Origin of the sequence: Pseudomonas yangonensis (genome assembly GCF_009932725.1) — a bacterium.
Taxonomy (GTDB): Bacteria; Pseudomonadota; Gammaproteobacteria; order Pseudomonadales; family Pseudomonadaceae; genus Aquipseudomonas; species Aquipseudomonas yangonensis.
Genome location: NZ_BLJU01000006.1, coordinates 29,016 through 49,514, shown reverse-complemented (window position 1 = coordinate 49,514; position 20,499 = coordinate 29,016). Strand labels below are relative to the sequence as shown.

Annotated in this window: 23 protein-coding genes; 11 read left to right on the top strand and 12 right to left on the bottom strand. The window is 62.6% G+C overall.

The window, feature by feature from the left end; genetic code table 11:
• Position 1: 1 nt before the first annotated feature.
• Positions 2-1,186, bottom strand: coding sequence for an amino acid ABC transporter permease (locus GYB81_RS11185; protein ID WP_178101910.1), 1,185 nt, complete (start codon positions 1,184-1,186; stop codon positions 2-4).
• 96 nt (positions 1,187-1,282) lie between these two features.
• Complete coding sequence (locus GYB81_RS11180; RefSeq protein ID WP_161867526.1) at positions 1,283-2,311, bottom strand: amino acid ABC transporter substrate-binding protein; 1,029 nt, start codon at positions 2,309-2,311, stop codon at positions 1,283-1,285.
• Between the two features lie 478 nt (positions 2,312-2,789).
• Here GYB81_RS11180 and GYB81_RS11175 point away from each other — a divergent pair, with 478 nt between their 5' ends.
• The 5 genes from GYB81_RS11175 (at position 2,790) to rhlB (ending at position 9,334) form a co-directional block, all read left to right on the top strand.
• Positions 2,790-3,449 (top strand): alpha/beta hydrolase, encoded by a 660-nt coding sequence (locus tag GYB81_RS11175; RefSeq protein ID WP_161867525.1) that lies wholly within the window; start codon positions 2,790-2,792, stop codon positions 3,447-3,449.
• Positions 3,450-3,473: 24 nt separating this feature from the next.
• Positions 3,474-5,375 (top strand): acyl-CoA synthetase, encoded by a 1,902-nt coding sequence (locus tag GYB81_RS11170; protein ID WP_161867524.1) that lies wholly within the window; start codon positions 3,474-3,476, stop codon positions 5,373-5,375.
• A gap of 190 nt (positions 5,376-5,565) precedes the next feature.
• A complete protein-coding gene (locus tag GYB81_RS11165) occupies positions 5,566-6,504 on the top strand; it encodes a GGDEF domain-containing protein (protein ID WP_161867523.1) in 939 nt (312 codons plus the stop codon).
• A gap of 106 nt (positions 6,505-6,610) precedes the next feature.
• On the top strand, positions 6,611-7,774 hold the full coding sequence (locus GYB81_RS11160) for a dipeptidase (protein ID WP_161867522.1): 1,164 nt from the start codon (positions 6,611-6,613) through the stop codon (positions 7,772-7,774).
• 111 nt (positions 7,775-7,885) lie between these two features.
• Positions 7,886-9,334 carry an ATP-dependent RNA helicase RhlB gene (gene rhlB, locus GYB81_RS11155; RefSeq protein ID WP_161867521.1) on the top strand — a complete coding sequence of 483 codons (1,449 nt, stop codon included), beginning with the start codon at positions 7,886-7,888 and terminating at the stop codon, positions 9,332-9,334.
• A gap of 57 nt (positions 9,335-9,391) precedes the next feature.
• Here the strand turns inward: rhlB and GYB81_RS11150 are convergent, their stop codons facing one another.
• The 5 genes from GYB81_RS11150 to GYB81_RS11130 form a co-directional block, all read right to left on the bottom strand.
• On the bottom strand, positions 9,392-10,831 hold the full coding sequence (locus GYB81_RS11150) for a catalase (RefSeq protein WP_161867520.1): 1,440 nt from the start codon (positions 10,829-10,831) through the stop codon (positions 9,392-9,394).
• 86 nt (positions 10,832-10,917) lie between these two features.
• A complete protein-coding gene (locus GYB81_RS11145) occupies positions 10,918-11,652 on the bottom strand; it encodes a hypothetical protein (RefSeq protein ID WP_161867519.1) in 735 nt (244 codons plus the stop codon).
• Complete coding sequence (locus GYB81_RS11140) at positions 11,649-12,218, bottom strand: cysteine hydrolase family protein (RefSeq protein ID WP_161867518.1); 570 nt, start codon at positions 12,216-12,218, stop codon at positions 11,649-11,651. The genes GYB81_RS11145 and GYB81_RS11140 overlap by 4 nt, the downstream gene beginning before the upstream one ends.
• A 52-nt stretch (positions 12,219-12,270) precedes the next feature.
• On the bottom strand, positions 12,271-13,095 hold the full coding sequence (locus tag GYB81_RS11135) for an alpha/beta fold hydrolase (RefSeq protein WP_161867517.1): 825 nt from the start codon (positions 13,093-13,095) through the stop codon (positions 12,271-12,273).
• Between the two features lie 145 nt (positions 13,096-13,240).
• Positions 13,241-14,356 carry an SMP-30/gluconolactonase/LRE family protein gene (locus GYB81_RS11130; protein ID WP_161867516.1) on the bottom strand — a complete coding sequence of 372 codons (1,116 nt, stop codon included), beginning with the start codon at positions 14,354-14,356 and terminating at the stop codon, positions 13,241-13,243.
• A 215-nt stretch (positions 14,357-14,571) separates the two neighbouring features.
• On the opposite strand from GYB81_RS11130, the gene GYB81_RS11125 reads away from it, so the two are divergent.
• Entirely contained in the window at positions 14,572-14,955 is a 384-nt protein-coding gene (locus GYB81_RS11125) for a helix-turn-helix domain-containing protein (RefSeq protein WP_161867515.1), read from the top strand.
• Here the strand turns inward: GYB81_RS11125 and GYB81_RS11120 are convergent.
• The 3 genes from GYB81_RS11120 to GYB81_RS11110 all read right to left on the bottom strand — a co-directional run bounded on the left by GYB81_RS11120 (position 14,942) and on the right by GYB81_RS11110 (position 17,271).
• Positions 14,942-15,895: an AraC family transcriptional regulator gene (locus tag GYB81_RS11120; protein ID WP_178101908.1), complete on the bottom strand. Its 954-nt coding sequence runs from the start codon at positions 15,893-15,895 to the stop codon at positions 14,942-14,944. The genes GYB81_RS11125 and GYB81_RS11120 overlap by 14 nt on opposite strands.
• Positions 15,896-16,003: 108 nt before the next feature.
• A complete protein-coding gene (locus tag GYB81_RS11115; protein ID WP_161867514.1) occupies positions 16,004-16,708 on the bottom strand; it encodes an MOSC domain-containing protein in 705 nt (234 codons plus the stop codon).
• On the bottom strand, positions 16,705-17,271 hold the full coding sequence (locus GYB81_RS11110) for a MarR family winged helix-turn-helix transcriptional regulator (protein WP_161867513.1): 567 nt from the start codon (positions 17,269-17,271) through the stop codon (positions 16,705-16,707). Before GYB81_RS11110 ends, GYB81_RS11115 begins: the two co-directional genes overlap by 4 nt.
• A 115-nt stretch (positions 17,272-17,386) precedes the next feature.
• On the opposite strand from GYB81_RS11110, the gene GYB81_RS11105 reads away from it, so the two are divergent.
• The 5 genes from GYB81_RS11105 (at position 17,387) to GYB81_RS11085 (ending at position 19,052) form a co-directional block, all read left to right on the top strand.
• Positions 17,387-17,617, top strand: coding sequence for a thioredoxin domain-containing protein (locus tag GYB81_RS11105; protein ID WP_161867512.1), 231 nt, complete (start codon positions 17,387-17,389; stop codon positions 17,615-17,617).
• 55 nt (positions 17,618-17,672) lie between these two features.
• Positions 17,673-17,927: a DUF2024 family protein gene (locus tag GYB81_RS11100; RefSeq protein WP_161867511.1), complete on the top strand. Its 255-nt coding sequence runs from the start codon at positions 17,673-17,675 to the stop codon at positions 17,925-17,927.
• A 10-nt stretch (positions 17,928-17,937) separates the two neighbouring features.
• Positions 17,938-18,216: a Rho-binding antiterminator gene (locus GYB81_RS11095; protein WP_161867510.1), complete on the top strand. Its 279-nt coding sequence runs from the start codon at positions 17,938-17,940 to the stop codon at positions 18,214-18,216.
• A gap of 51 nt (positions 18,217-18,267) precedes the next feature.
• Complete coding sequence (locus tag GYB81_RS11090; protein ID WP_161867509.1) at positions 18,268-18,522, top strand: cytoplasmic protein; 255 nt, start codon at positions 18,268-18,270, stop codon at positions 18,520-18,522.
• 89 nt (positions 18,523-18,611) lie between these two features.
• Positions 18,612-19,052, top strand: coding sequence for a hypothetical protein (locus tag GYB81_RS11085; protein WP_233787554.1), 441 nt, complete (start codon positions 18,612-18,614; stop codon positions 19,050-19,052).
• A 27-nt stretch (positions 19,053-19,079) separates the two neighbouring features.
• Here the strand turns inward: GYB81_RS11085 and GYB81_RS11080 are convergent, their stop codons facing one another.
• Complete coding sequence (locus GYB81_RS11080; RefSeq protein ID WP_161867508.1) at positions 19,080-19,376, bottom strand: hypothetical protein; 297 nt, start codon at positions 19,374-19,376, stop codon at positions 19,080-19,082.
• A 63-nt stretch (positions 19,377-19,439) separates the two neighbouring features.
• A complete protein-coding gene (locus GYB81_RS11075) occupies positions 19,440-20,426 on the bottom strand; it encodes a TerC family protein (protein ID WP_161867507.1) in 987 nt (328 codons plus the stop codon).
• Positions 20,427-20,499: the final 73 nt, after the last annotated feature.

The following is a 20,499-nucleotide window of genomic DNA, read 5'->3' as shown; positions in this document are numbered from 1 at the left end:
CTTACCGCTCGGTCAGCGCGATGCGCTTGTTGTACCAGTTCATCAGCAGGGAAATGCTGATGCTAATGGCCAGATAGACGCTCATGGTGATGGCGATCACCTCGATCGCCTGGCCGGTCTGGTTGAGCACCGTGCCGGCGAACAGCGAGACCATGTCGGGGTAGCCAATACCGGCAGCCAGCGAGGAGTTCTTCGTCAGATTGAGGTACTGGCTGGTCAGCGGCGGGATGATCACGCGCAGTGCCTGCGGGATGATCACCAGGCGCAGGGTGACGCCCGAGCGCAGCCCCAACGAGCGCGCGGCTTCGGTCTGGCCATGGCTGACCGCCATGATCCCCGAGCGCACGTTCTCGGCGATGAAGGCCGCGGTATAGATGGTCAACGCCAGGGTCAGCGCCATGAGCTCCGGGATCATCACCCAGCCGCCGCGGAAGTTGAAACCGGTCAGTTCCGGCACGCTCCACACCAGCGGGTTGCCGGCGACGAGCACGGTCAGACCGGGAACGACGACGATCAGCGCCAGCGACGTCCACAGCAGCGGGAATATCTTGCCGGTGGCTTCGCGGCGCTGCTTGGCCCAGCGCCCCAGGGCGATGATGCCGACGATGGTGGCCAGCAGGACCAGGGTGAACAGCCCGAAGCTCTCCGAAGGACTCGGCGCCGGCATGTACAGACCGCGGCTGTTGAGGAAGAAGGTTTCACCGACATCCAGGCTCTGCCGCGGCCCAGGCAGGGCCAGGAAGACCGCGAAGTACCAGAAGAGGATCTGCAGCAGCGGCGGAATGTTGCGGAAGATCTCGATATAGACGGTGGCCAGCTTGCTGATCAGCCAGTTCGGCGACAGCCGTGCCACGCCCAGCGCGAAGCCGAGAATGGAGGCCAGCACAATGCCAATGAAGGACACCAGCAGGGTATTGAGCAGGCCGATCAGGAACACGCGCCCGTAACTATCGCTTTCGCTGTAGTCGATCAGGTGCTGGGCGATACCGAAACCGGCGCTGTTGTTGAGGAAAGCGAAGCCGGAAATGATCCCGCGCTTCTCCAGGTTGGCCTGGGTGTTCTGGAAGAGAAACCAGCCGAGCGCCACGACAGCGACAACGGCAATGATCTGGAAAGCCCAGGCGCGCACCTGCGGATCGTTGAGAAGCGATCCTCGCGGGCGCGGGGCATTAGCAGTCGTATGCATGACAACCCTCACGGAAGCCCCGGCCGCACACAATCAGGCCGGAGTTCACTTAATCGGAAACGACAGCGGCAGACCTAGGTCTGCCGCTGTGGACGGTCAACGCACCGGCGGTGCGTATTGCAGACCACCCTTGTTCCAGAGGGCGTTGAGACCACGCTCGATCTTCAGCTCGCTGCCGGCACCGACGTTGCGGTCGAAAGTCTCGCCGTAGTTACCGACTTGCTTGACGATCTGCACTGCCCAGTCTTTCGGCAGCTTGAGGTCTTTGCCGAACTCACCTTCGGTACCCAGCAGACGGGCTACGTCCGGGTTCTTGGTGTTCTTGGCGGTTTCCTCGACGTTGGCCGAGGTCACGCCCAGTTCTTCGGCATTGACCATGGCAAACAGGGTCCAGCGCACGATGTCGAACCACTCCTCGTCACCCTGACGAACGGACGGGCCGAGCGGCTCCTTGGAGATGACTTCCGGCAGCACGACGTAGTCGTCCGGGTTGGCCAGCTTGATGCGCTGTGCGTACAACTGCGACTGGTCGGAGGTCAGCACGTCGCAACGACCGGCTTCGACCGACTTGGCGCTCTCGTCGGAGGTATCGTAGGTAATGGGCGTGTACTTCATGCCGTTGGCACGGAAGTAGTCGGAGAGGTTCAGCTCGGTGGTGGTACCGGCCTGGATGCACACGGTAGCGCCGTCCAGTTCCTTGGCGCTGGAAACCCCCAGCTTCTTGTTCACCAGAAAGCCCTGACCGTCGTAGTAGGTCACGCCGGTGAAGTTCAGGCCCAGGGCCGCATCGCGCGAGCTGGTCCAGGTGGTGTTACGCGACAGGATGTCGACTTCGCCGGACTGCAGCGCGGTAAAGCGCTCCTTGGCGGTCAGCGGGCTGTACTTGACCTTGCTGGCATCACCGAAAACCGCGGCTGCAACAGCGCGGCAGACGTCGACGTCGAGGCCCATGTAATTGCCTTTTGCATCGGCGTAGGAAAAACCTGGCAGACCGTCGCTGATACCGCACTGCACGAAGCCTTTCTTCTGCACCGCATCCAGGGTGGCGCCTGCCTGAGCGAAGCCACTGACACCGAGCACAGCTGCGGTGGTCAGCACAGCCAGGGTGGATTTCACCATCTTCATCAAAAACCTCCAGTTTGCTCTTGTTGTGTTGGAGTCTCCGTCCGCCTTCCCTACCCTTTTGAGGCACGCGATCCGCTGGCAGCAACGGTATCGACGAGAAGTGCGAACGTCAGGCAGGAGTCTAGTCGGCATTACCCTCTGCTGGCCAACTGCTCCTACCCTGCCCATCGGTTGAACGGGCCTGAGACGGATCGTCACCCGTCTGGGCGTGGATCGCCCCGACGGTCTGGTTAGGAACCCCACACAGCAGATTCCCGCCTGTTGAGCGGCGTGCAATGGCACAGTGTTACCGTTGGCGCACCGCGTCGTCAGTTCGGATGAGCCATAGCAAGCCTCGTACCAGCACATGGCGAAGTGCCGTATGCGGCAGGGTCAAGAGCAAAAGATTCACCCGTGCGACAACTTATTCACAGATTAGCCAAGCATTGAGCAGGGGCGCGCCCCAAATCGATGCGCCCGCACCACACTGGAGCTACCAATGACCGCACCCATGATTCTGCAGCCCCCGCAAACCGCCGACGCCAGTGTCATCTGGCTGCACGGACTGGGGGCTGACCGCTACGATTTTCTGCCGGTCGCCGAGATGCTGCAGGAACGCCTGCCCACCACGCGCTTCATCCTGCCGCAGGCACCGACCCGCCCGGTGACCATCAACGGCGGCTGGAGCATGCCGAGCTGGTACGACATCCTCGCCATGAGCCCGGCACGCGCCATCGACCAGGCGCAACTGGAGGAGTCCGCCGACCAGGTAATCGCGCTGATCGAAGCCGAGCGCGAAAGCGCCATTGCCGCTCAACGCGTTGTTCTGGCCGGGTTCTCCCAGGGTGGCGCGGTGGTGCTGCACACCGCCTTCCTGCGCTATCCACAGACTCTCGGTGGCGTGCTGGCGCTGTCGACCTACGCACCGACCTTCAGCGATGACATGCCGCTTGCGGATACAAAAAGACAACTGCCGGTGCTTTGTTTGCATGGCAGATTCGACGACGTGGTGTCGCCCGACATGGGCCGCGCCGCCTTCGACCGCCTGCATGCCCAATCTGTACCGGTACAGTGGCGCGACTACCCCATGGCCCATGAGGTCATTCCGGAAGAGATTCGCGACATCGCCGAATGGTTGGGCCAATTGCTGGCCGACTGACCGAACCGAAGAGATGCACGATAAATGAGCACAGCGCCCCTGATTCGTACCCTGCAGGATATCGAGCAGATCGAAAGCACGCCGTTGAGCGAGCGCGATCTACCCAGCAGCACCTTCGAGCTGATCCGCCGCACGGCACAGACCTATCCGGATGCACCGGCACTGTCGTTCATCCTCCAGGGTACGGGGGAAGAAACACCGCTGCGCCTGAGCTATGCCGAGCTGCTCGGCAAGGTCACTCAAACCGCCAACGCCTTCCATCGTCTGGGCTTGCGCCCGGGCAAGGCGGTGTCCTTCCTGCTGCCAAACCTGCCGCAGACCCACTACACCATCTGGGGCGGCGAAGCGGCCGGGATCGTCAATGCAATCAACCCGCTGCTCGATCCCGAGCACATCGCCGAACTGATCCACGCCTCCGACTCCGAACTGCTGGTAACCCTGGCCCCCTTCCCCGGCACCGACCTGTGGGACAAGGTCGATGCCTTGCGTGATCGGTTACCGGCGCTCAAGGCGATTCTCTGCGTGGACCTGGCCAACCTGCTGCCGGAACCCCAGCGCAGTGCACTCAAGGCCCAGCGCGGCCCCCTGCCCGACGGCGTGCTGGACTTCGACGAGGCCATCGCGGCCTGCCCCGCCGACCGCCTGGAAAGTGGCCGTAACATCCTGCCCGAGGACATCGCCAGCTACTTCCATACCGGAGGCACCACCGGCACGCCGAAACTGGCGCCACACAGCCACGGCAACGAAGTGGCCATGGCCTACAGCATGAACCTGGTGACCCGCTTCGGCGTCGGTGACGTGACGCTCTGCGGCCTGCCGCTGTTTCACGTCAACGGCGTGATCGTCACCGGCCTGGCGGCCTTCATCGGCGGCGCCGAGGTGCTGCTGGCCACCCCACAGGGCTACCGCAACACCACGCTGATCGGCAATTTCTGGAAGGTGATCGAACGCCACAAGGTCAGCTTCTTCAGCGGCGTGCCCACCATCTATGCCGGCCTGCTGCAGGTGCCCAGCGAGGGCCATGACCTGTCCTCGCTGAAATACGCGCTGTGCGGCGCCGCGCCGATGCCTGTCGAGCTGATCCGCCAGTTCGAGGCCAAGACCGGCCTGACCCTGATCGAGGGCTACGGCCTGACCGAAGGTACCTGCGGCAGCTGCGCCAACCCGCCGGCCGGTGAGCGCCGTCCGGGCTCGATCGGCCTGCCGATGCCTTACTGTGAAGTGCGCATCAAGATGCTCGACGATCAGGGTCGCTATCAGCGCGACGCCGCGCCCAACGAGATCGGCAACCTGTGCATCCGTGGCGCCACGGTATTCAGAGGTTATCTGCAGGCCAGCAAGAATGCCGGCATCTGGGTCGATGGCGACTGGTTCAACACAGGTGATCTCGGCCGCGTCGATGCCGATGGCTATATCTGGCTGACCGGTCGCAGCAAGGATCTGATCATCCGTGGCGGCCACAACATCGATCCGCAGATGATCGAGGAAGCCCTGCACAAGCACCCGGCCGTGGCCATGGCGGCGGCCGTCGGCAAGCCGGACGAAAAGGCCGGCGAGCTGCCGGTGGTCTACGTGCAGCTCAAACCAGGCAGCCAGGCCAGCGAAGCGGAACTGCTGGAGCATGCCGCCGCACACATTCCCGAGCGCGCCGCAATCCCCAAGAATGCATGGATCATCGACGCCATTCCGCTCACCGCGGTGGGCAAGACCTTCAAACCGGCGTTGCGCTTCGACGCCATCGCCCGTGTCTACCAGGCCGCCGTCGGCGAGCTGCATCCTGGCGCACGGGTCGAAGTGCTGAGCGACGACAAGGCCGGTCAACTGGCTCACATTCATCTGCCAAGCCAGGATCGGGCATTGGCTGAGGCCATCGGTGAGCGCCTGGCAGGCTACGCGGTAGGCCATCGCATCCATTTCGCAACGTGATCCAGAGCGCGCAGGGACGCGCACCAGTTAACAACTTTGCACTTTCGTGCCGCCACTGGTCGGTCCGATTCCAGGGAGGCATTGCCACGCCTTGAGCGTGGGAATAATGTCGAGGCCATCCGTAGACACGACAAGGAGCGTCGGTGGTGCCCTCCGGCGCATTCGCCCGACCAGGCCCGACGAGATTGCGATGAAACCGGCGCACTGGCAGGCAGACCTGCAGCAAGTTCAGCAGTTGCGACTCTTTCAGAACGTCGCCACCAGCAGCCTCGATCAGTTGCTGCGGGAATTTCGCGCCTGCGAGCTGGAAGCAGGCGAAGTCTTGCTCTCCCCATTCAACCGCAACCAGCACCTTTATCTATTGATAGAGGGCCAGCTGCGCGTCTATCTGGGCTCCCTGGACAACCAGGCCGTCAGCACTCTCGAAGTCGGAGACTGCGCCGGCGAAATCAGCTTCATCGATAACGAACATCCCTCTGCCTATGTGGTGGCGGAGCGCGCCTCCATCGTGCTGCGCCTGCATCGGGAGTCTCTGGTGGCGCTGTTTCAGCGATCCCCACAGATGATGCAGAACCTGCTGGAGCTGCTCTGCGACCGTGTGCGCAAGGGCAATCGAAAGATTCTTGACAGCGAGCAGAACGCCAACGTCGATACGCTGACCGGCTGCTTCAACCGGCGCTGGCTGGAACACGTGTTCGAGCGAGAAAGTACCCGCTGCGCCTTCAACGATGAACCCATGTCGCTGTTGATGCTGGATGTCGACCACTTCAAGGCCTACAACGATCAGCATGGTCACCTCGCCGGCGATTACGCGCTGTGCATGGTGGCGCACACCCTGAGCAGCCAGCTCAGACCCAAGGACAGCCTGATCCGTTTCGGCGGCGAAGAGTTCGTCATCCTTCTCCCGGAGATTGCCGCCGAGGCCGCACGTGGCATTGGCGAACGCCTGCGCGTCAGCATGGAACAGATCGCCTCGTTCTACTCACCGGTTGGCGTGTTGCCCGGCGTCACCATCTCCATCGGCATGGCACAGATACAGCGCCAGGACAGCCTGCAGGGCCTGATCGCACGTGCCGATGCGGCGCTCTACCAGGCCAAGCAGCAAGGGCGAAACTGCCTCTGCGGCTGAGCCGTCCTGAAGTCGCGGCGCCAGGCAAAACCCGGCGCTGGGTGCGCAGAATGCCGCGTTTCCCTGCTAGAGTGCGCGGCATAACAACATGCCCGGATGGCTACTCATGCGCAAACTGCTGATCGCCCTGCTTCTGCTGGTCCCCCTCTCTGCTCTCGCCGTGCTCGGCCTGCCTCGGGTGATCGATGCGCAGATGAATAGTGTCGCCAGCCCACCACCCTATCCGGCCAGCGCCAGCGCGCAAAAGCTCCACCAGGGCCTGTTCGTCGCCGATCTGCACGACGACGCCCTGCTGTGGGAACGCGATCTGCTCAAACGCTACGATTACGGCCACTCCGACCTGCCGCGTATGCTCGAAGGCCGCCTCGGCCTGCAGGTGTTCTCCACCGTGACCAAGACCCCGCGCGGCCTGAACATGGAAAGCAACGGCGCCGACAGCGACAACATCACCCTGCTGGCCATGGCTCAGCGCTGGCCGCGGGAAACCTGGAACAGCCTGCTGCAACGCGCGCTGTATCAGGCACAGAAACTTCAGGACGCCGCCGCTGGCAGCGACGGCCGCCTGGTGCTGATCCGCAGCCACGGCGATCTTGCCCACTTCATCGAAGCCTGGGAGAAGGACCCGCGCCGCGTCGCCGCCCTGCTCGCCACCGAGGGCCTGCAACCCATCGAGAACCAGTTGAAGAATGTCGACGTGCTCTACGACGCGGGCTTTCGCATCGCCGGGCTGACTCACTTTTTCGACAACGAAGTCGGTGGCTCGGCCCACGGCCTGGGGAAAGGCGGCCTGACCCCGCTGGGTCGCCAGGTGATTACCCGGCTGGAAGAAAAATCCATGCTGGTGGACCTGGCCCACGCCTCGCGCCCGCTGATCGACGACGTATTGGCCATGGCCAAGCGTCCGGTGCTGGTTTCCCATACCGGGGTCGAGGGCACCTGTCCCGGTACCCGCAACCTCAGCGACAGGCACCTGCAGGCCATCGCTGCCACAGGCGGGGTGATTGGCATCGGCTACTGGAGCACCGCAGTGTGCGACACCTCGGTGGCGGCCATCGTCAAGGCCATCCGCTACACCGCAGACAAGGTCGGCATCGAGCATGTCGCCCTGGGCTCGGACTTCAACGGCACCGTACATACACCCTTCGATGTCACCGGTTTGGCGCAGATCACCGAAGGCCTGCAAGAAGCCGGATTCGACAACGCTGCCATCGCCGCGATCATGGGCGGCAATGTCCAGCGCCTGCTGTTGACCAGCCTGCCGGAGCGATGAGTGGTCTCGTCGCGCAGTACGCTTGACAGACGCGAGCGAAGCACTTCGCCACGCCCGCGTCTTGCATTACACTGGCGAGCGTTCACTCCTTAACCAGTCGATGAGAAGCCCGTGCTCAAAGCACTCAAGAAAATGTTCGGCAAAGCCGAAGACGAGCAGCCGCAACCAGCGCCGTCACCCGCAGCAGCGCCCGCCCAGAGCCGTGGCGCCGACGACAAGCGTCCCCGCAAGAACAAGCCCGCCCGCCCAGCCAGCGAGACCGTGAGCGACAGCCCCGCGCCACAACAGCCGCGCCCGCCGAAAGCCGACAAGCCGCGCCGCGAGCGCCCGGCCAAACCGGTCGATACCTGGAAGCTGGAAGATTTCGTGGTCGAACCGGCCGAAGGCAAGACGCGCTTCCATGACTTCAAGCTCGCCCCCGAGCTGATGCACGCCATCCACGACCTCGGCTTCCCCTACTGCACGCCGATCCAGGCCGGCGTGCTGGGTTACACCCTCAAGGGCCAGGACGCCATCGGCCGCGCCCAGACCGGCACCGGCAAGACCGCCGCCTTCCTTATCTCGATCATCACCCAGCTGCTGCAGACCCCGCCGCCGAAAGAGCGCTACATGGGCGAGCCGCGTGCGCTAATCATCGCGCCGACCCGCGAGCTGGTGGTGCAGATCGCCAAGGACGCCGCCGAGCTGACCAAGTACACCAAGCTCAACGTCATGAGCTTCGTCGGCGGCATGGACTTCGACAAGCAGCTCAAGCAGCTGGAATCGCGTTTCTGCGACATCCTCGTGGCTACCCCGGGCCGCCTGCTGGACTTCAATCAGCGCGGCGAAGTGCACCTGGACATGGTCGAGGTGATGGTGCTCGATGAAGCCGACCGCATGCTCGACATGGGCTTCATCCCGCAGGTACGCCAGATCATCCGCCAGACGCCGATGAAGGGCGACCGCCAGACCCTGCTGTTCTCCGCCACCTTCACCGACGACGTGATGAACCTGGCCAAGCAGTGGACGGTCAACCCGGCCATCGTCGAGATCGAGCCGGAAAACGTTGCCAGCGACACCGTCGAACAGCACGTCTACGCCGTGGCCTCCAGCGACAAATACAAGCTGCTCTATAACCTGATCACGCAGAACGCCTGGGACCGGGTGATGGTCTTCGCCAACCGCAAGGACGAAGTGCGCCGCATCGAGGAACGCCTGACCCGCGACGGCGTCAGCGCCGCGCAGATGTCCGGTGACGTGCCGCAGCACAAGCGCATCAAGGTGCTCGAAGGCTTCCGCGCCGGGCATATCCGTGTGCTGGTGGCTACCGATGTGGCCGGCCGCGGCATCCATGTCGACGGCATCAGCCACGTGATCAACTTCACCCTGCCGGAAGACCCGGACGACTACGTGCATCGCATCGGCCGTACCGGCCGCGCCGGCACCAGCGGCACCTCGATCAGCTTCGCCGGCGAGGACGACGCCTTCGCCCTGCCGCCGATCGAAGCGCTGATCGGCCGCAAGATCCAGTGCGAGATGCCACCGGACGAACTGCTCAAGCCGGTGCCGCGCAGGCACTGAGCCGGCAGCAAGCAAAAAGGCGAAGCCCGTGGCTTCGCCTTTTTCATGTTCCCCTGTTCAGTCCCCCAAACCCAACGCCCTGGCCACCCCGGCGCCATAAGCCGGATCGGCCTTGTTGCAGTTACCGATATGACGGCGTTTGACCTGCTCGGGTGCGTCGCTCATCGCCCTGGCTGTGTTCTCGAACAGCGCCTGCCGCTGCGCAGGGCTCATCAGCCGGAACAGATCCCCGGGCTGCTGATAGTGATCATTGTCCACCCGGTGGTCCCAGTTGGTCGCAGCGCCCTCCAGCTCCAGCGCCGGCTCACGTAGCTCCTGCCGATCCTCCCACTCGCCCTGGCTGTTGGGGTAATGAGCGATGGTCGAGCCCTGATTGCCGTCGGTGCGCATCTGCCCGTCTCGATGGTAGCTGTGGTACGGGCAACGAGGAGCGTTCACCGGGATCAGGTTGAAATTGACACCCAACCGATAGCGCTGGCTATCGCCGTAGGAGAACAGGCGCGCCTGTAGCATCTTGTCCGGCGAAAAACCAATTCCGGGCACCACGTTGGCCGGCGAGAATGCAGCCTGCTCCACCTCGGCGAAATGATTGTCCGGGTTGCGATTGAGTTCCAGCACGCCCACCTCGATCAAGGGGTAATCCGCATGCGACCAGACTTTGGTCAGGTCGAAGGGATTATGCGGGTGCCGGTTGGCCTGCTCCTCGGTCATCACCTGGATGCACAGTTTCCAGCGTGGATAGTCACCCTGCCCGATGCTCATATAGAGGTCGCGCAAATGGCTTTCGCGGTCAACGCCGATCACACCAGCAGCCTCGGCGTCACTCAGATTCTCGATACCCTGCTGGCAGCGCAGGTGGAACTTGACCCAGACCCGTTGATTGCTGGCGTTAATCAGGCTGAAGGTATGACTGCCAAATCCGTGCATATGCCGGTAGCTGCGCGGAATGCCCCGGTCACTCATGGTAATGGTGACCTGATGCAGAGCCTCGGGTAGCAGACTCCAGAAGTCCCAGTTGTTGCTGGCACTGCGCAGGCCGCTGCGTGGATCACGCTTGACTGCGTGATTGAGATCGGGAAAACGCATCGGGTCACGGAAGAAGAACACCGGGGTGTTATTGCCGACCAGATCCCAGTTACCTTCATCGGTGTAGAACTTCACGGCAAACCCACGGATATCACGCTCGGCATCAGCGGCACCGCGCTCCCCGGCCACCGTGGAGAAACGCACGAACACCGGTGTCTCTTTGCCGACCGAGGCAAACAGACTGGCGCGGGTGAAACGGCTGACATCGCCCGTCACGGTGAAGGTGCCGTAGGCCCCTGCTCCCTTGGCATGCATGCGTCGCTCGGGAATCACCTCGCGGTCGAAATGGGCAAGCTTCTCGATCAGCCAGATGTCCTGCAGCAAGGCTGGCCCACGCGGCCCGGCAGTCTGGATGTTGAGGTTGTCTACCACCGGCGCCCCGGTAGCATGGGTCAGCTTCTGCTTGGACATAACAGGTACTCCTCAAACGAATGCGCCAAACAAGGGGCGAACGTCAGCTGCCAGCGGGACGGCAGCCGACAATCGTTCACGATGGATTACTCCGAGGTCTTCCAGGTCGCGGGCAAAGACAGGTCACCCGAGGCGATATCCCAGACGCTGGCAACGCACAGCAGTGGGTCATGCAAATCCGCATTCACCTTCAATGCAGCGGTTACGCCGTCGTAGTTGAAACTTGCGGGGAACCCTACAGCCGCTAGCGGAACACGAATCTGCGCCGCGTCGTTCTCAACGCTCAGGTCATAGCCTGGCGAATCGATGTACAGCGGTACCCCCGGCCAGGTAGCGGGCAGCTTGGGTTTGGCACCCTCGGGAATATCCCGTACCTTCAGGCCACTGGGCCCACAGCTGGCCTCCTTGGTCAGTACCACCCAGTGCGAGTGCCACAGGCCGCCATCGTTGCCCTTGTCGCCATCACCGTTTTCATCGAGCTGCGGCGTATCGTCAAAATCCGGGTGCGAGGTCAGCGCCAGCGCGAGAATGCCCGACGCCTGCTCGAAGCCCACCGCGCCGCTATCCAGACTGGTCGGCCAGACGTAGCTGTAGACCTCGGAGCCGGCAAAGCTGCCCTTGGCTGCCGGCAGACGGCTGCCGGCTTCACCATCGACCAACTGCTCGAAGACCAGATCGCTACCCTGCTTGAACACGCGGGTCTGCACCAGGTCGAAAGCCGCCTCGACCTTCTCGGTCCTTTCACTGTGAATGCCCGTTGGACCATGAGCCCCGACCACCCCAGCGGCGGCGGCAAGCACGAACGCAAGCGGGGCTTTCATGCTGCGCTCCTGAAGTGCTGGCTCAGGTACTCGTCCGTGGAGATCACCGGTGCATAGCCGAACTTCAACGCTGCCATGAACGCTGCATGCACCTGCGCGGCCGGCACCTTCACGCCATCAAATTCCAGATCGAGAGTGGCGCAGGCGTCGTGCAGCACCGTGGTGCGGTAGTCGAAGTCCACCGCAGCACGGGTAATACCGTCAACGCACATGTGGCTCATGTTGCCGACGATGATCACCTCGTCGACGCCATGCTGGTCGAGGATCGGTTTGAGCTCGGTCTCGCGAAACGAGTTGATGAAGTGTTTGAGCACCACCGGCTCGTCTGGCTGGTTGATCACGCTGGCATGCAGCTGGGCGCCTTCGCTGCCAGGGCGGAAGAATGGTGCGTCCTGGCTGGTGAACTCATGACGGATATGCACCACCAGGTCACCGCTCTCGCGAAACGCAGCGATCACCTGCGCCGCCTTGGCGGCAGCAGCCTCCACCTTGCTCAGGGTCCATAGGCCCCCGGGGAAGTAGTCATTCTGGATATCCACCACGATCAAAGCCTTCTTGCCACTCATGACGTTCTCCTTTTTGCATGGAGCCCTTCACCGGATAAAGGGCTTTTAGGGCTCAGCTGCGCAGGAACGCCAGCATGTCCGCGCTCAGCTGTTCCTTGTGGGTGTCGGTGATGCCGTGTGGCGCACCGGGGTAGATGACCAGCTTGGCGTGTGGCACCAACTTGGCCGAAGCTCTGGCAGCAGCGTCCACGGGCACGATCTGGTCGTCGTCGCCATGCAGGATTAGCGTCGGCACATCGAACTTCTTCAGGTCTTCGGTGAAGTCGGTTTCGGAGAAAGCCTTGATGCAGTCATAGGCATTCTTGTGACCCGCCATCATGCCTTGCATCCAGAAGGCATCGATCACCCCCTGCGAAGGCTTGGCTCCTGGCCGGTTGTAGCCAAAGAACGGCCCGCTTGCGACATCCCGATAGAGCTGTGAACGATCCGCGAGCGATGCCGCGCGAATACCATCGAACACCGAGATAGGCAGCCCGCCGGGATTGGCCTCGGTCTTGACCATCAGCGGTGGAACCGCGGCAATCAGCCCCGCCTTGGCCACCCGGGCGGTACCATGCCGGCCGATATACCGTGCCACCTCGCCCCCACCGGTGGAAAACCCGAATAGCGAAGCGTCTCGTACATCCAGATGATCGAGCAGTGCGGCAAGATCATCGGCATAGGTGTCCATTTCATTGCCATCCCAGGGTTGACTGGAACGACCGTGGCCACGCCGGTCATGGGCGATCACCCGATAGCCGTTGCTGGCCAGGAACATCATCTGCGCTTCCCAGCTGTCCGCATTCAGCGGCCAACCGTGGCTAAGCACCACGACCGGCCCGCTGCCCCAATCCTTGTAGTAGATCTGTGTACCGTCGCGTGTGGTGATGGTGCCCATGGTTCTATGCCCTCCAGTGTCGTTTTGCGAACGAGCGACGCTCAGGGTATTGCCCCGAACACAGCCGCCCAGGGGTAACAACATCACCGTTGCCAGCGCGGCAGAACCGATCAGCAATTGGCGACGTCCGTTATTCAGAGGTTGTTCAGGGTGTTGCGGCATGGCGGAGCACTCCCTCGGTCGAAGACGACGGCAGGCGCAGACGCACCAGGTTCCAGGTTTGCACCTGCTCCTCCCACTCATCGCCCTCGTCGGGAGTCAGGGGCAGTGCCAGATTACTGATCACCATCCACTCGCCCTGCACGACACTGCTGGCTGGGAACAGCAAGCCAAGCGGTGCTCCGCTGGCGCTTAGGCCCTGGAAGCCTCCGGCACGGATACGCACCAGCCCTTGCTCATCGAGCCCCAGCAGCAGGTCCACCTGATTGGCCAGCAACCACAGCAGACCATCGTGAAATAGCAGACCATCGGCACCGGGCAGGCTTTCGGCGACCACCTGCAATTCACCGGCAGGCAGGGGCATGCGCAGCAGGCGGCCATCGCCAGCATTGTTGATATAGAGATGGCGCTCGCCATCGGCGAGGGCGAGTCCATTGGCGCCAAAGGGCAGAAAACCCGCCGTCGCGAGGAGCGGATCACGCGAGAGCACCTCAAGCGAACAGGGTCTGCAGCGCGTGGCGTCAGCGATTCGATACAGCGCGCCCTGGAAAGAGTCGGACACATAGAGGTCGCCATTGCCGGCGAATACCAGACCGTTGGGAGCAGGCATGCCACTGGCAGCGAACTCGATCCGGTCCTGGCTGCCGTCCGGGTTGTTCACCACGCGAGCCGCCGGCGCTGGCGGGTCTAGCCGCGGGAAATCGAGCACATCCTCCAGCGGGCTGTCCGCAGTGAAATCCGCCACGATGCGTTGCAGCTTACCGGCACCAAAATTGAGGATATACAGCTGGCCAGCGGCGTAGCCCAACCCCGTCAGCGGCGTATCTCCGAAGGCTCGTTGCGCCAGCAGGCGGCCATCAGCTGCATAACGAAGCAGTTGGTTGTTACGCTCGGAGACGGGCTGCCTGGCATCGAACGTGCCGACGTAGATTTCACCGTTATGTGGGTTGGCAGCCAGACCTTCGGGATAGCGCACCCCACGCGGCAGCTCGATGAATGGCTCGACATCGAGCATCCGCGGTCCGATCGGCTGCGCCTGAGCAGCAGCCAACGCCCCAGCCAGCGCCAGACACACGCCAACACTGCATAACGACAGTCCCATGTAGCCTCCCCCTCGCGTCGATCCAGATCGAGCGCCGATGAAGGCTCGTCAGATCGAACCGCGACTGGCGAGCGTTGCGCCGATACTCTTCCTCGTCAGCCATGCCCGCTACGTAAAATCGGCAAACTTCTCCCAGCCGTAGATTTGCCTGTTTTACGTAGTGCCCCATCAAGAACCGGTGCAGCCTGAACGTCCCAGACGGCCGGAAAGCCAACATGCACACACGAATCACGCCACGCCAACGCGCCCGCAAGATCTCACAAGAGAAACTGCTGCTGCAGGTGCTGGAATTGCTGCCCGTCGGCAGCGGCAGGCCTCCGCGTCTTGGAGAGCTATGTCGTCGGCTGGGCGTCAGTGAACGGACCCTGCGCAGCGCCTTCGTTGACACGCTGGGCATGGCGCCGGCACGTTACTTGCGCTTGCGACGCCTGCACCTGCTACGCGCTGCGCTAGCAGTGGCCGACGGGCAACGGAGCTGCGTCGCGGCTATTGCACGGCGTTTCGGTTATAGCGACTGCGGGCGCATGGCTGCGGAGTACTACAAGATTGTTGGCGAGTATCCCAGCACCACGCTGCAGCGGCCGCTCAACGCAGGCTAAGCGGCCCCGCGAACGAGCGGCGATTGCGCAGTGATTGCGATGGCAGCTCACCGAAATAAAGCCGGTATGTACCTGCGAAGCGACCGAAGTCCCAAACCCCGAAACGCGCACAGATTTCGGTGATGGTCTCGTTGGCGTGCGCATGCAGGATTGCCCGGCGGATCGCATGAAGACGATGCTGCATGAGATAGCGGTGCGGGCTCATGCCCAGGTAGCGGGTGAACAGATTGCGCAATGTGCGCTCGGAGGTGCCGCACGCTTGACACAAGTCGGAGATATGCAGCGGCGCATCCGGTGTCGCATCCAGCAGTTCCAGGGCACGACGGAGAATCTGCTGATGCCCGACGTGATCTCGCGGAGCTGGCGTCACGGGTAACAGGCTACGAAATACCAACTCCATCAACTCGCTCTGCGCAGCACGCTCGGCCGCTGGAGCATGCAGGTCCTGCGATGCGCAATGATCGATACGCAGCAGACGCAGCGCCAGCCACACCAGCGGCGCGAGGTCCTGCTGAGCCACGCAGACCAGGTTGCGGGAAAGTATCGACAGGTCGAACTCGTCTTCATGTTGCTGCGCCCAGCGCAGTACCAGCTCGCATGACATGGCCACCGTCATCCAGCTCGCGGGCTGGCTGGCATCGATATGGAACATGGCGTCCGGCACCATCCAGCCAATCAACCGGCGGTCAAGGCGCTTGCCACCCAATACCGTACATTCGTGCCGGCTAAGCGGTAGAAAGATATTGAAGAAGCCCGGCAGACCAACGCCGCTGTAGACCGTGCCCGCCCCCTCACGGCCGAACATCAGCGCCACGCCATCGAGCTCGACGACTCGCAAACGCCAGTCGCGCTGCTGACGGGAACGTAGCAGATAGCGCCCTTCCACACCGTACAGGGCCTCCTCGAACTCATCGAAATCAGCGCAGATCAACCTGCTCATCCTGCCCTCACAGCAAGCGCGCCGCGCTTGGTGTCGACACCCTGGAATCAACAAGAGAAACCAGTGTAGAAGCATTCGTATCCGCGCGCCGTGCCGATTATCCGCAGGTCATGAGCCTTGTTGGGCCACGCCTGCGCCTTGCAGCCGCGGCGCCCAGTCCTCGACCTCGGCTTTCTCCAAACGCCGCTCCAGGGTTCTGCGCCAGGACGGCACCAGTGGCAGAGCCAGACATTCACGCAACAGCTCCGGCTCCACCCGCCTGTCGAACAGCACAGCCGAAAGGCGGCTCAGTGACCAGTCAGCATGCGCGCGCTCCACCAGTTGCAGAGGATCACCCGCCCGAACCGTGCCCTCCTCGATGACCCGGTAGTACCAGCCCGTGCGTCCGGACTCCTGCACCCGCAGCGCCAGATCGGCAATGCCGAAGCGGTCGCTCAGCTTCCAGCAAGGCATGCGCCCCTGGGATACCTGCAGCAAGGCGCTGCCGGCCCTTATGACATCCCCCAGACAAACGTCGCCTTCGGTCCAGCCCGTGGTGCTGAAGTTCTCGCCGAAGGCACCCGGCTGCTCCAGAAGGGGATGTTCACCAAGCTCGCGACGCCAGGCGGCGTAGTGTTCGCGTGGGTAATGGTGGATGGCCTTTTCTACGCCGCCATGCACCCGCAAGTCGCCCTGCTCGTCGCCAGCCAGCCCCAGCGCGGTCACCGCCAGAGGCTCCTGGCGTGGCGCCTTGGCGATGCCGCTGCGCGAGCCGGGCCGGGTGAAAGGTTGGGCACGCCCCGTCAGCAGGGCATTGAGTAACAGTTCGTTCATGCGGCCTCCGGGGGCTGGTGCTCGCGGCATATCAGGCTGGCATCGCTCGGTTGCAGTGGCTCCCGGGTCAGAGCGCAAAACGGCTGCCCATCGACCTGCTGATGAAAACGACAACTGCCGCACAGGCCGAAGCCAGGCACATCGGTGTCGCGCTGAATTTCCCGCAGAAGATCGGTCAGCAGGGCTTTGAGCTGCTCGCCTCGTGCACCCAGGCGGGCTTCGCCAGCGGCGAGAAAGTCCGGTGGCAGCAGAGCCTCTAGCAACTGCCAGGCGGGATCGGTCAGCGCCAGGTGCACGCTGCGCTTGTCGCGCGCGTCCTGGGTCTTGACGATCAGCCCCTTGCCTTCCAGCGCCTTGAGCGACTGCGACACCGTGCCCTTGGTCAGGCCAAGGTAGTCGGTCACCCCCAGCGGCGTATTCGAATAACGGTTGCAGCGCGCCAGGTACATCAGCGCGCTCAGCTGGATGGGCTGCAGCTCGGCCAGCAGCGGGTGCTGGCGAAACCAGATACGGGTCAGGCTGGACAGCCGTTCGAGCAGATCGAAGAGAGTCGTGTCGGTCATGTATTACTCCTGTCGAAATATAGTATCGACTAAATACCATATTGACAAAGACCAATTTGAGCGTAGCCTGCGCATCAGTATCGAATCGATACTAATTACCCACAGGAGATTGACCATGACTCAAGCACGCTTCTATCACGCCGGTTGCCCCGTCTGCGTATCGGCCGAACAGACCCTGCTGAACCTGCTGGCTCCGGAGGTCAAGGTGGAGATCGTTCACCTCGGCGAGCAGTCCGGACGGGTAGCGGAAGCCGAACAGGCCGGCGTCAAGTCGGTCCCCGCACTGGTCGTTGAAGGTCAGGTGCTGCACCTGAACTTCGGCGCTTCCATCGACGACCTGAAGTAATCCCAGAACATGCGAGGCGCCCAACGGCGTCTCGCTAACCGCTTAGGAGGAAATCATGAAAGTGAATGTTTTCGACACCCACGTGCGTACACATGACGGCCGCTATCTGCACTTCGACGTACTGATCGAAGGCAACGACCAGGCGCGTGCCAGCCAGTTCGCCAGGGACTGGATGGCCGAGCGCGGGCTGCATGGCGATGCCATCGAGCAGAGCCGCTGCCAGTTCTGCCACAGCCAGCCCGCGCACCCGGAAGTCGCGGCAGCCATCGACAACAAAGGCTACTTCATCATTCCTCTGGAAGGTTGCTAGGAGACAGAACATGAACGCGTACCAGCCTCTGAACTGCGATTTGCATGACTATCTGGAAATCGCCTGTATGCACGGCTACCGCCTGCACATCGAACGGCTCGACGGCTCGAACTTCGAGGCCAGGGCACTGACCACGCGCACGGCCGCCAGCAAGGAGGAGTTTCTGCTGGTGCAAGGCGACGCGGGCCAGCAGGAGCTGCGCCTGGACCAGCTGAAGGCCATCACCCCGCTCAATGCCGGCGCCAGCTTTGGCCGGGTCGAGCTGGCGGGCAATTACTGCACCTTCTGAGCGGCTCGCCTGCATGAACCCCGTTTGTGACACCATCAAGGAGAACCACTCATGCCCACCTTCCGACTCAACATTAGCCAGGACGATCAGTTGCTGGGCCACTTCGAGTCCGATGTTCCTGGTGCACCGGAGGCAATCAGGAAAATCTCGGCCTGCCTCAGCCAGTCAGGGTACAGTCTCGCCTTGCTGGTGGCGCACAGCGAACGGCGCCTGCTGGAAAGTGGCCCGGATGGCGTAAGGCTGATCGGCCGTGAGCCACTGTTCCAACCGGAGCCCCTCACGCAGTACCTGAGCCGCAAAACCTGAAGAACTCAACTTGTGCGATGGATGAAACGCAGCATGCAACCGTGCGATTACCTGGCCCTCGACTCCGGCATTGCCGCCCGGCTATCGACATGCTGAGTGCGCTGCTCAGGCTGCTGCAGGCATCGCTCCTGCTCCCCACCACGGCGCTGTTCATCGGTCTGCTGACCTACCGCTTACAGGACAGAGGCCTGGGGCTGGCCTGGCCGCTGCCGGTAGAGCCGGACGGGCATGTCGCCATGGAGCTGGCACTGGCCTGCCTGCCGGCATTCGTGCTGTTTCTGCTGGCCGGCGCTGGCGGCTTGCTGCGCCGCCATGGCCCACTCGTCATGCTGCTACTGTTCGGCCTGTGCGCAACCTTCGCCGCCTACTGCGCGGTCAATCTGCTCGCCAGTGCCTATGGCAACACCTGGACAACAGGCGAAATCGCTCGCGGGCTGTTTCTCACTCAGCTACCGCTGCTTTGCCTGGCCTCCTTACCGGGACTGGCGGTAGCGGCATTGCTGGAGCGATTCGACCGCCTGCGCCGTTGAAAGATAAGTGGGCATCCCGGCGTGGCATCAAGTCTCGGCGCCCTGCTCCAATGCTCTCTCGGCCTTGTCCTGCGCAGCTTCGGCTTCCTCGTTCTGCTCGGCCTTGCCCAGCGCCCGATTGGTGGACTCCTGCAGGGAATCAACCTGTCGATTGACCTCATTCACCACCTCGCCGACCGACTCCTCGATCAGCGCCTGCGCCTCCTTCTTCGCCTCTTCGGCCAGTTTCTGCGCGGACTGCTCGGCCGCCTCACAGCCAGCCAGAGTGATCAACGCCGCGCCAAGGGCAAGTGCAGCAAGACGGTTGTTCCAGGATTCGTACATCTGTGCTTCTCCGATTTCGAGACCCAACCTCGCCAGTTGACGAGGCCGGGCAAGGTGCTTGTGTCAGATAGTGGCGGGCGGCTGGCCACGGGTCTTGTACAGCGACAACAGCACGCCACCGATCAGCAGGCCCAGGGTCACGCTCAGGGACACGGCCGCCGGAATCTTGCCGATGATGCCGACCAGGAAGATCTTCGCGCCGATGAACACCAGCACCAGCGCCAGTGCGTACTTCAGGTAGACGAAACGGTGGATCAGCGCTGCCAGGGCGAAGTACAGGGCACGCAGGCCAAGGATGGCGAAAATGTTCGAGGTGTAGACGATGAACGGGTCCTGGGTGATGGCGAAGATCGCCGGCACGCTGTCGATGGCGAACATCAGGTCGGCACATTCGATCAGGATCAGCGCCAGGAACAGCGGCGTCACCCAGAGCACGGTGCGCCCCTTGCCGTCGTCCTGGCGCACGAAGAAGCGCTGGCCGTGCAGCTCATCGGTCACGCGCAGGTGTTTGCGCAAAAACTTGACCAGCACGTTGTTCTGCAGATCGGGGGCATCGTCGAGTTTGGCGAACAGCATCTTCACACCGGTGAAGAACAGGAAGGCGCCGAACACGTAGAGAATCCAGGCGAACTCATGGATCAGCGCGGCGCCCAGGCCGATCATGATCGCCCGCAGCACCAGCACACCCATGATTCCCCAGAACAGTACCTTGTGCTGGTACTGCCGCGGGATGGCGAGAAAGCTGAAGATCATGGCCATGAGAAACACGTTGTCCATCGACAGCGATTTCTCGATCAGAAAGCCGGTGAGGTAATCCATGCTGGCGTCGCCGCCCTTCTGGAAGAACACCCAGACACCGAAGAGCAGACCGGCGCTGATGTAGCCACCCGACAGCAACAGGCTCTCGCGCACGCCGATTTCGCGATTGTCGCGATGCAGCACGCCAAGGTCGAAGGCCAAGAGGGAGATGACGACAGCGATGAAGACCAGCCACAACCAGGTGGCCGTGCCGAGGAAGTCGGCGAAGAGAAACGGTTCGAGGGCAGTCATGAGCCCCTCCTAACAGTCAGATTGAACAGACTGTGATTCCGACATCGCGGTGTTAACCGCCAGAGGGGCCCGG

Coding starts and splice junctions, on each gene's coding strand:
- GYB81_RS11075 (WP_161867507.1), bottom strand. CDS start 20,426: ATGACTGCCCTCGAACCGTTTCTCTTCGCCGACTTCCTCGGCACGGCC.
- GYB81_RS11180 (WP_161867526.1), bottom strand. CDS start 2,311: ATGAAGATGGTGAAATCCACCCTGGCTGTGCTGACCACCGCAGCTGTG.
- GYB81_RS11085 (WP_233787554.1), top strand. CDS start 18,612: ATGCTGAGTGCGCTGCTCAGGCTGCTGCAGGCATCGCTCCTGCTCCCC.
- GYB81_RS11130 (WP_161867516.1), bottom strand. CDS start 14,356: ATGGGACTGTCGTTATGCAGTGTTGGCGTGTGTCTGGCGCTGGCTGGG.
- GYB81_RS11160 (WP_161867522.1), top strand. CDS start 6,611: ATGCGCAAACTGCTGATCGCCCTGCTTCTGCTGGTCCCCCTCTCTGCT.
- GYB81_RS11105 (WP_161867512.1), top strand. CDS start 17,387: ATGACTCAAGCACGCTTCTATCACGCCGGTTGCCCCGTCTGCGTATCG.
- GYB81_RS11150 (WP_161867520.1), bottom strand. CDS start 10,831: ATGTCCAAGCAGAAGCTGACCCATGCTACCGGGGCGCCGGTGGTAGAC.
- GYB81_RS11135 (WP_161867517.1), bottom strand. CDS start 13,095: ATGGGCACCATCACCACACGCGACGGTACACAGATCTACTACAAGGAT.
- GYB81_RS11110 (WP_161867513.1), bottom strand. CDS start 17,271: ATGACCGACACGACTCTCTTCGATCTGCTCGAACGGCTGTCCAGCCTG.
- GYB81_RS11165 (WP_161867523.1), top strand. CDS start 5,566: ATGAAACCGGCGCACTGGCAGGCAGACCTGCAGCAAGTTCAGCAGTTG.
- GYB81_RS11120 (WP_178101908.1), bottom strand. CDS start 15,895: ATGAGCAGGTTGATCTGCGCTGATTTCGATGAGTTCGAGGAGGCCCTG.
- GYB81_RS11090 (WP_161867509.1), top strand. CDS start 18,268: ATGCCCACCTTCCGACTCAACATTAGCCAGGACGATCAGTTGCTGGGC.
- GYB81_RS11170 (WP_161867524.1), top strand. CDS start 3,474: ATGAGCACAGCGCCCCTGATTCGTACCCTGCAGGATATCGAGCAGATC.
- GYB81_RS11095 (WP_161867510.1), top strand. CDS start 17,938: ATGAACGCGTACCAGCCTCTGAACTGCGATTTGCATGACTATCTGGAA.
- GYB81_RS11100 (WP_161867511.1), top strand. CDS start 17,673: ATGAAAGTGAATGTTTTCGACACCCACGTGCGTACACATGACGGCCGC.
- GYB81_RS11115 (WP_161867514.1), bottom strand. CDS start 16,708: ATGAACGAACTGTTACTCAATGCCCTGCTGACGGGGCGTGCCCAACCT.
- GYB81_RS11145 (WP_161867519.1), bottom strand. CDS start 11,652: ATGAAAGCCCCGCTTGCGTTCGTGCTTGCCGCCGCCGCTGGGGTGGTC.
- GYB81_RS11125 (WP_161867515.1), top strand. CDS start 14,572: ATGCACACACGAATCACGCCACGCCAACGCGCCCGCAAGATCTCACAA.
- GYB81_RS11140 (WP_161867518.1), bottom strand. CDS start 12,218: ATGAGTGGCAAGAAGGCTTTGATCGTGGTGGATATCCAGAATGACTAC.
- GYB81_RS11080 (WP_161867508.1), bottom strand. CDS start 19,376: ATGTACGAATCCTGGAACAACCGTCTTGCTGCACTTGCCCTTGGCGCG.
- GYB81_RS11175 (WP_161867525.1), top strand. CDS start 2,790: ATGACCGCACCCATGATTCTGCAGCCCCCGCAAACCGCCGACGCCAGT.
- GYB81_RS11185 (WP_178101910.1), bottom strand. CDS start 1,186: ATGCATACGACTGCTAATGCCCCGCGCCCGCGAGGATCGCTTCTCAAC.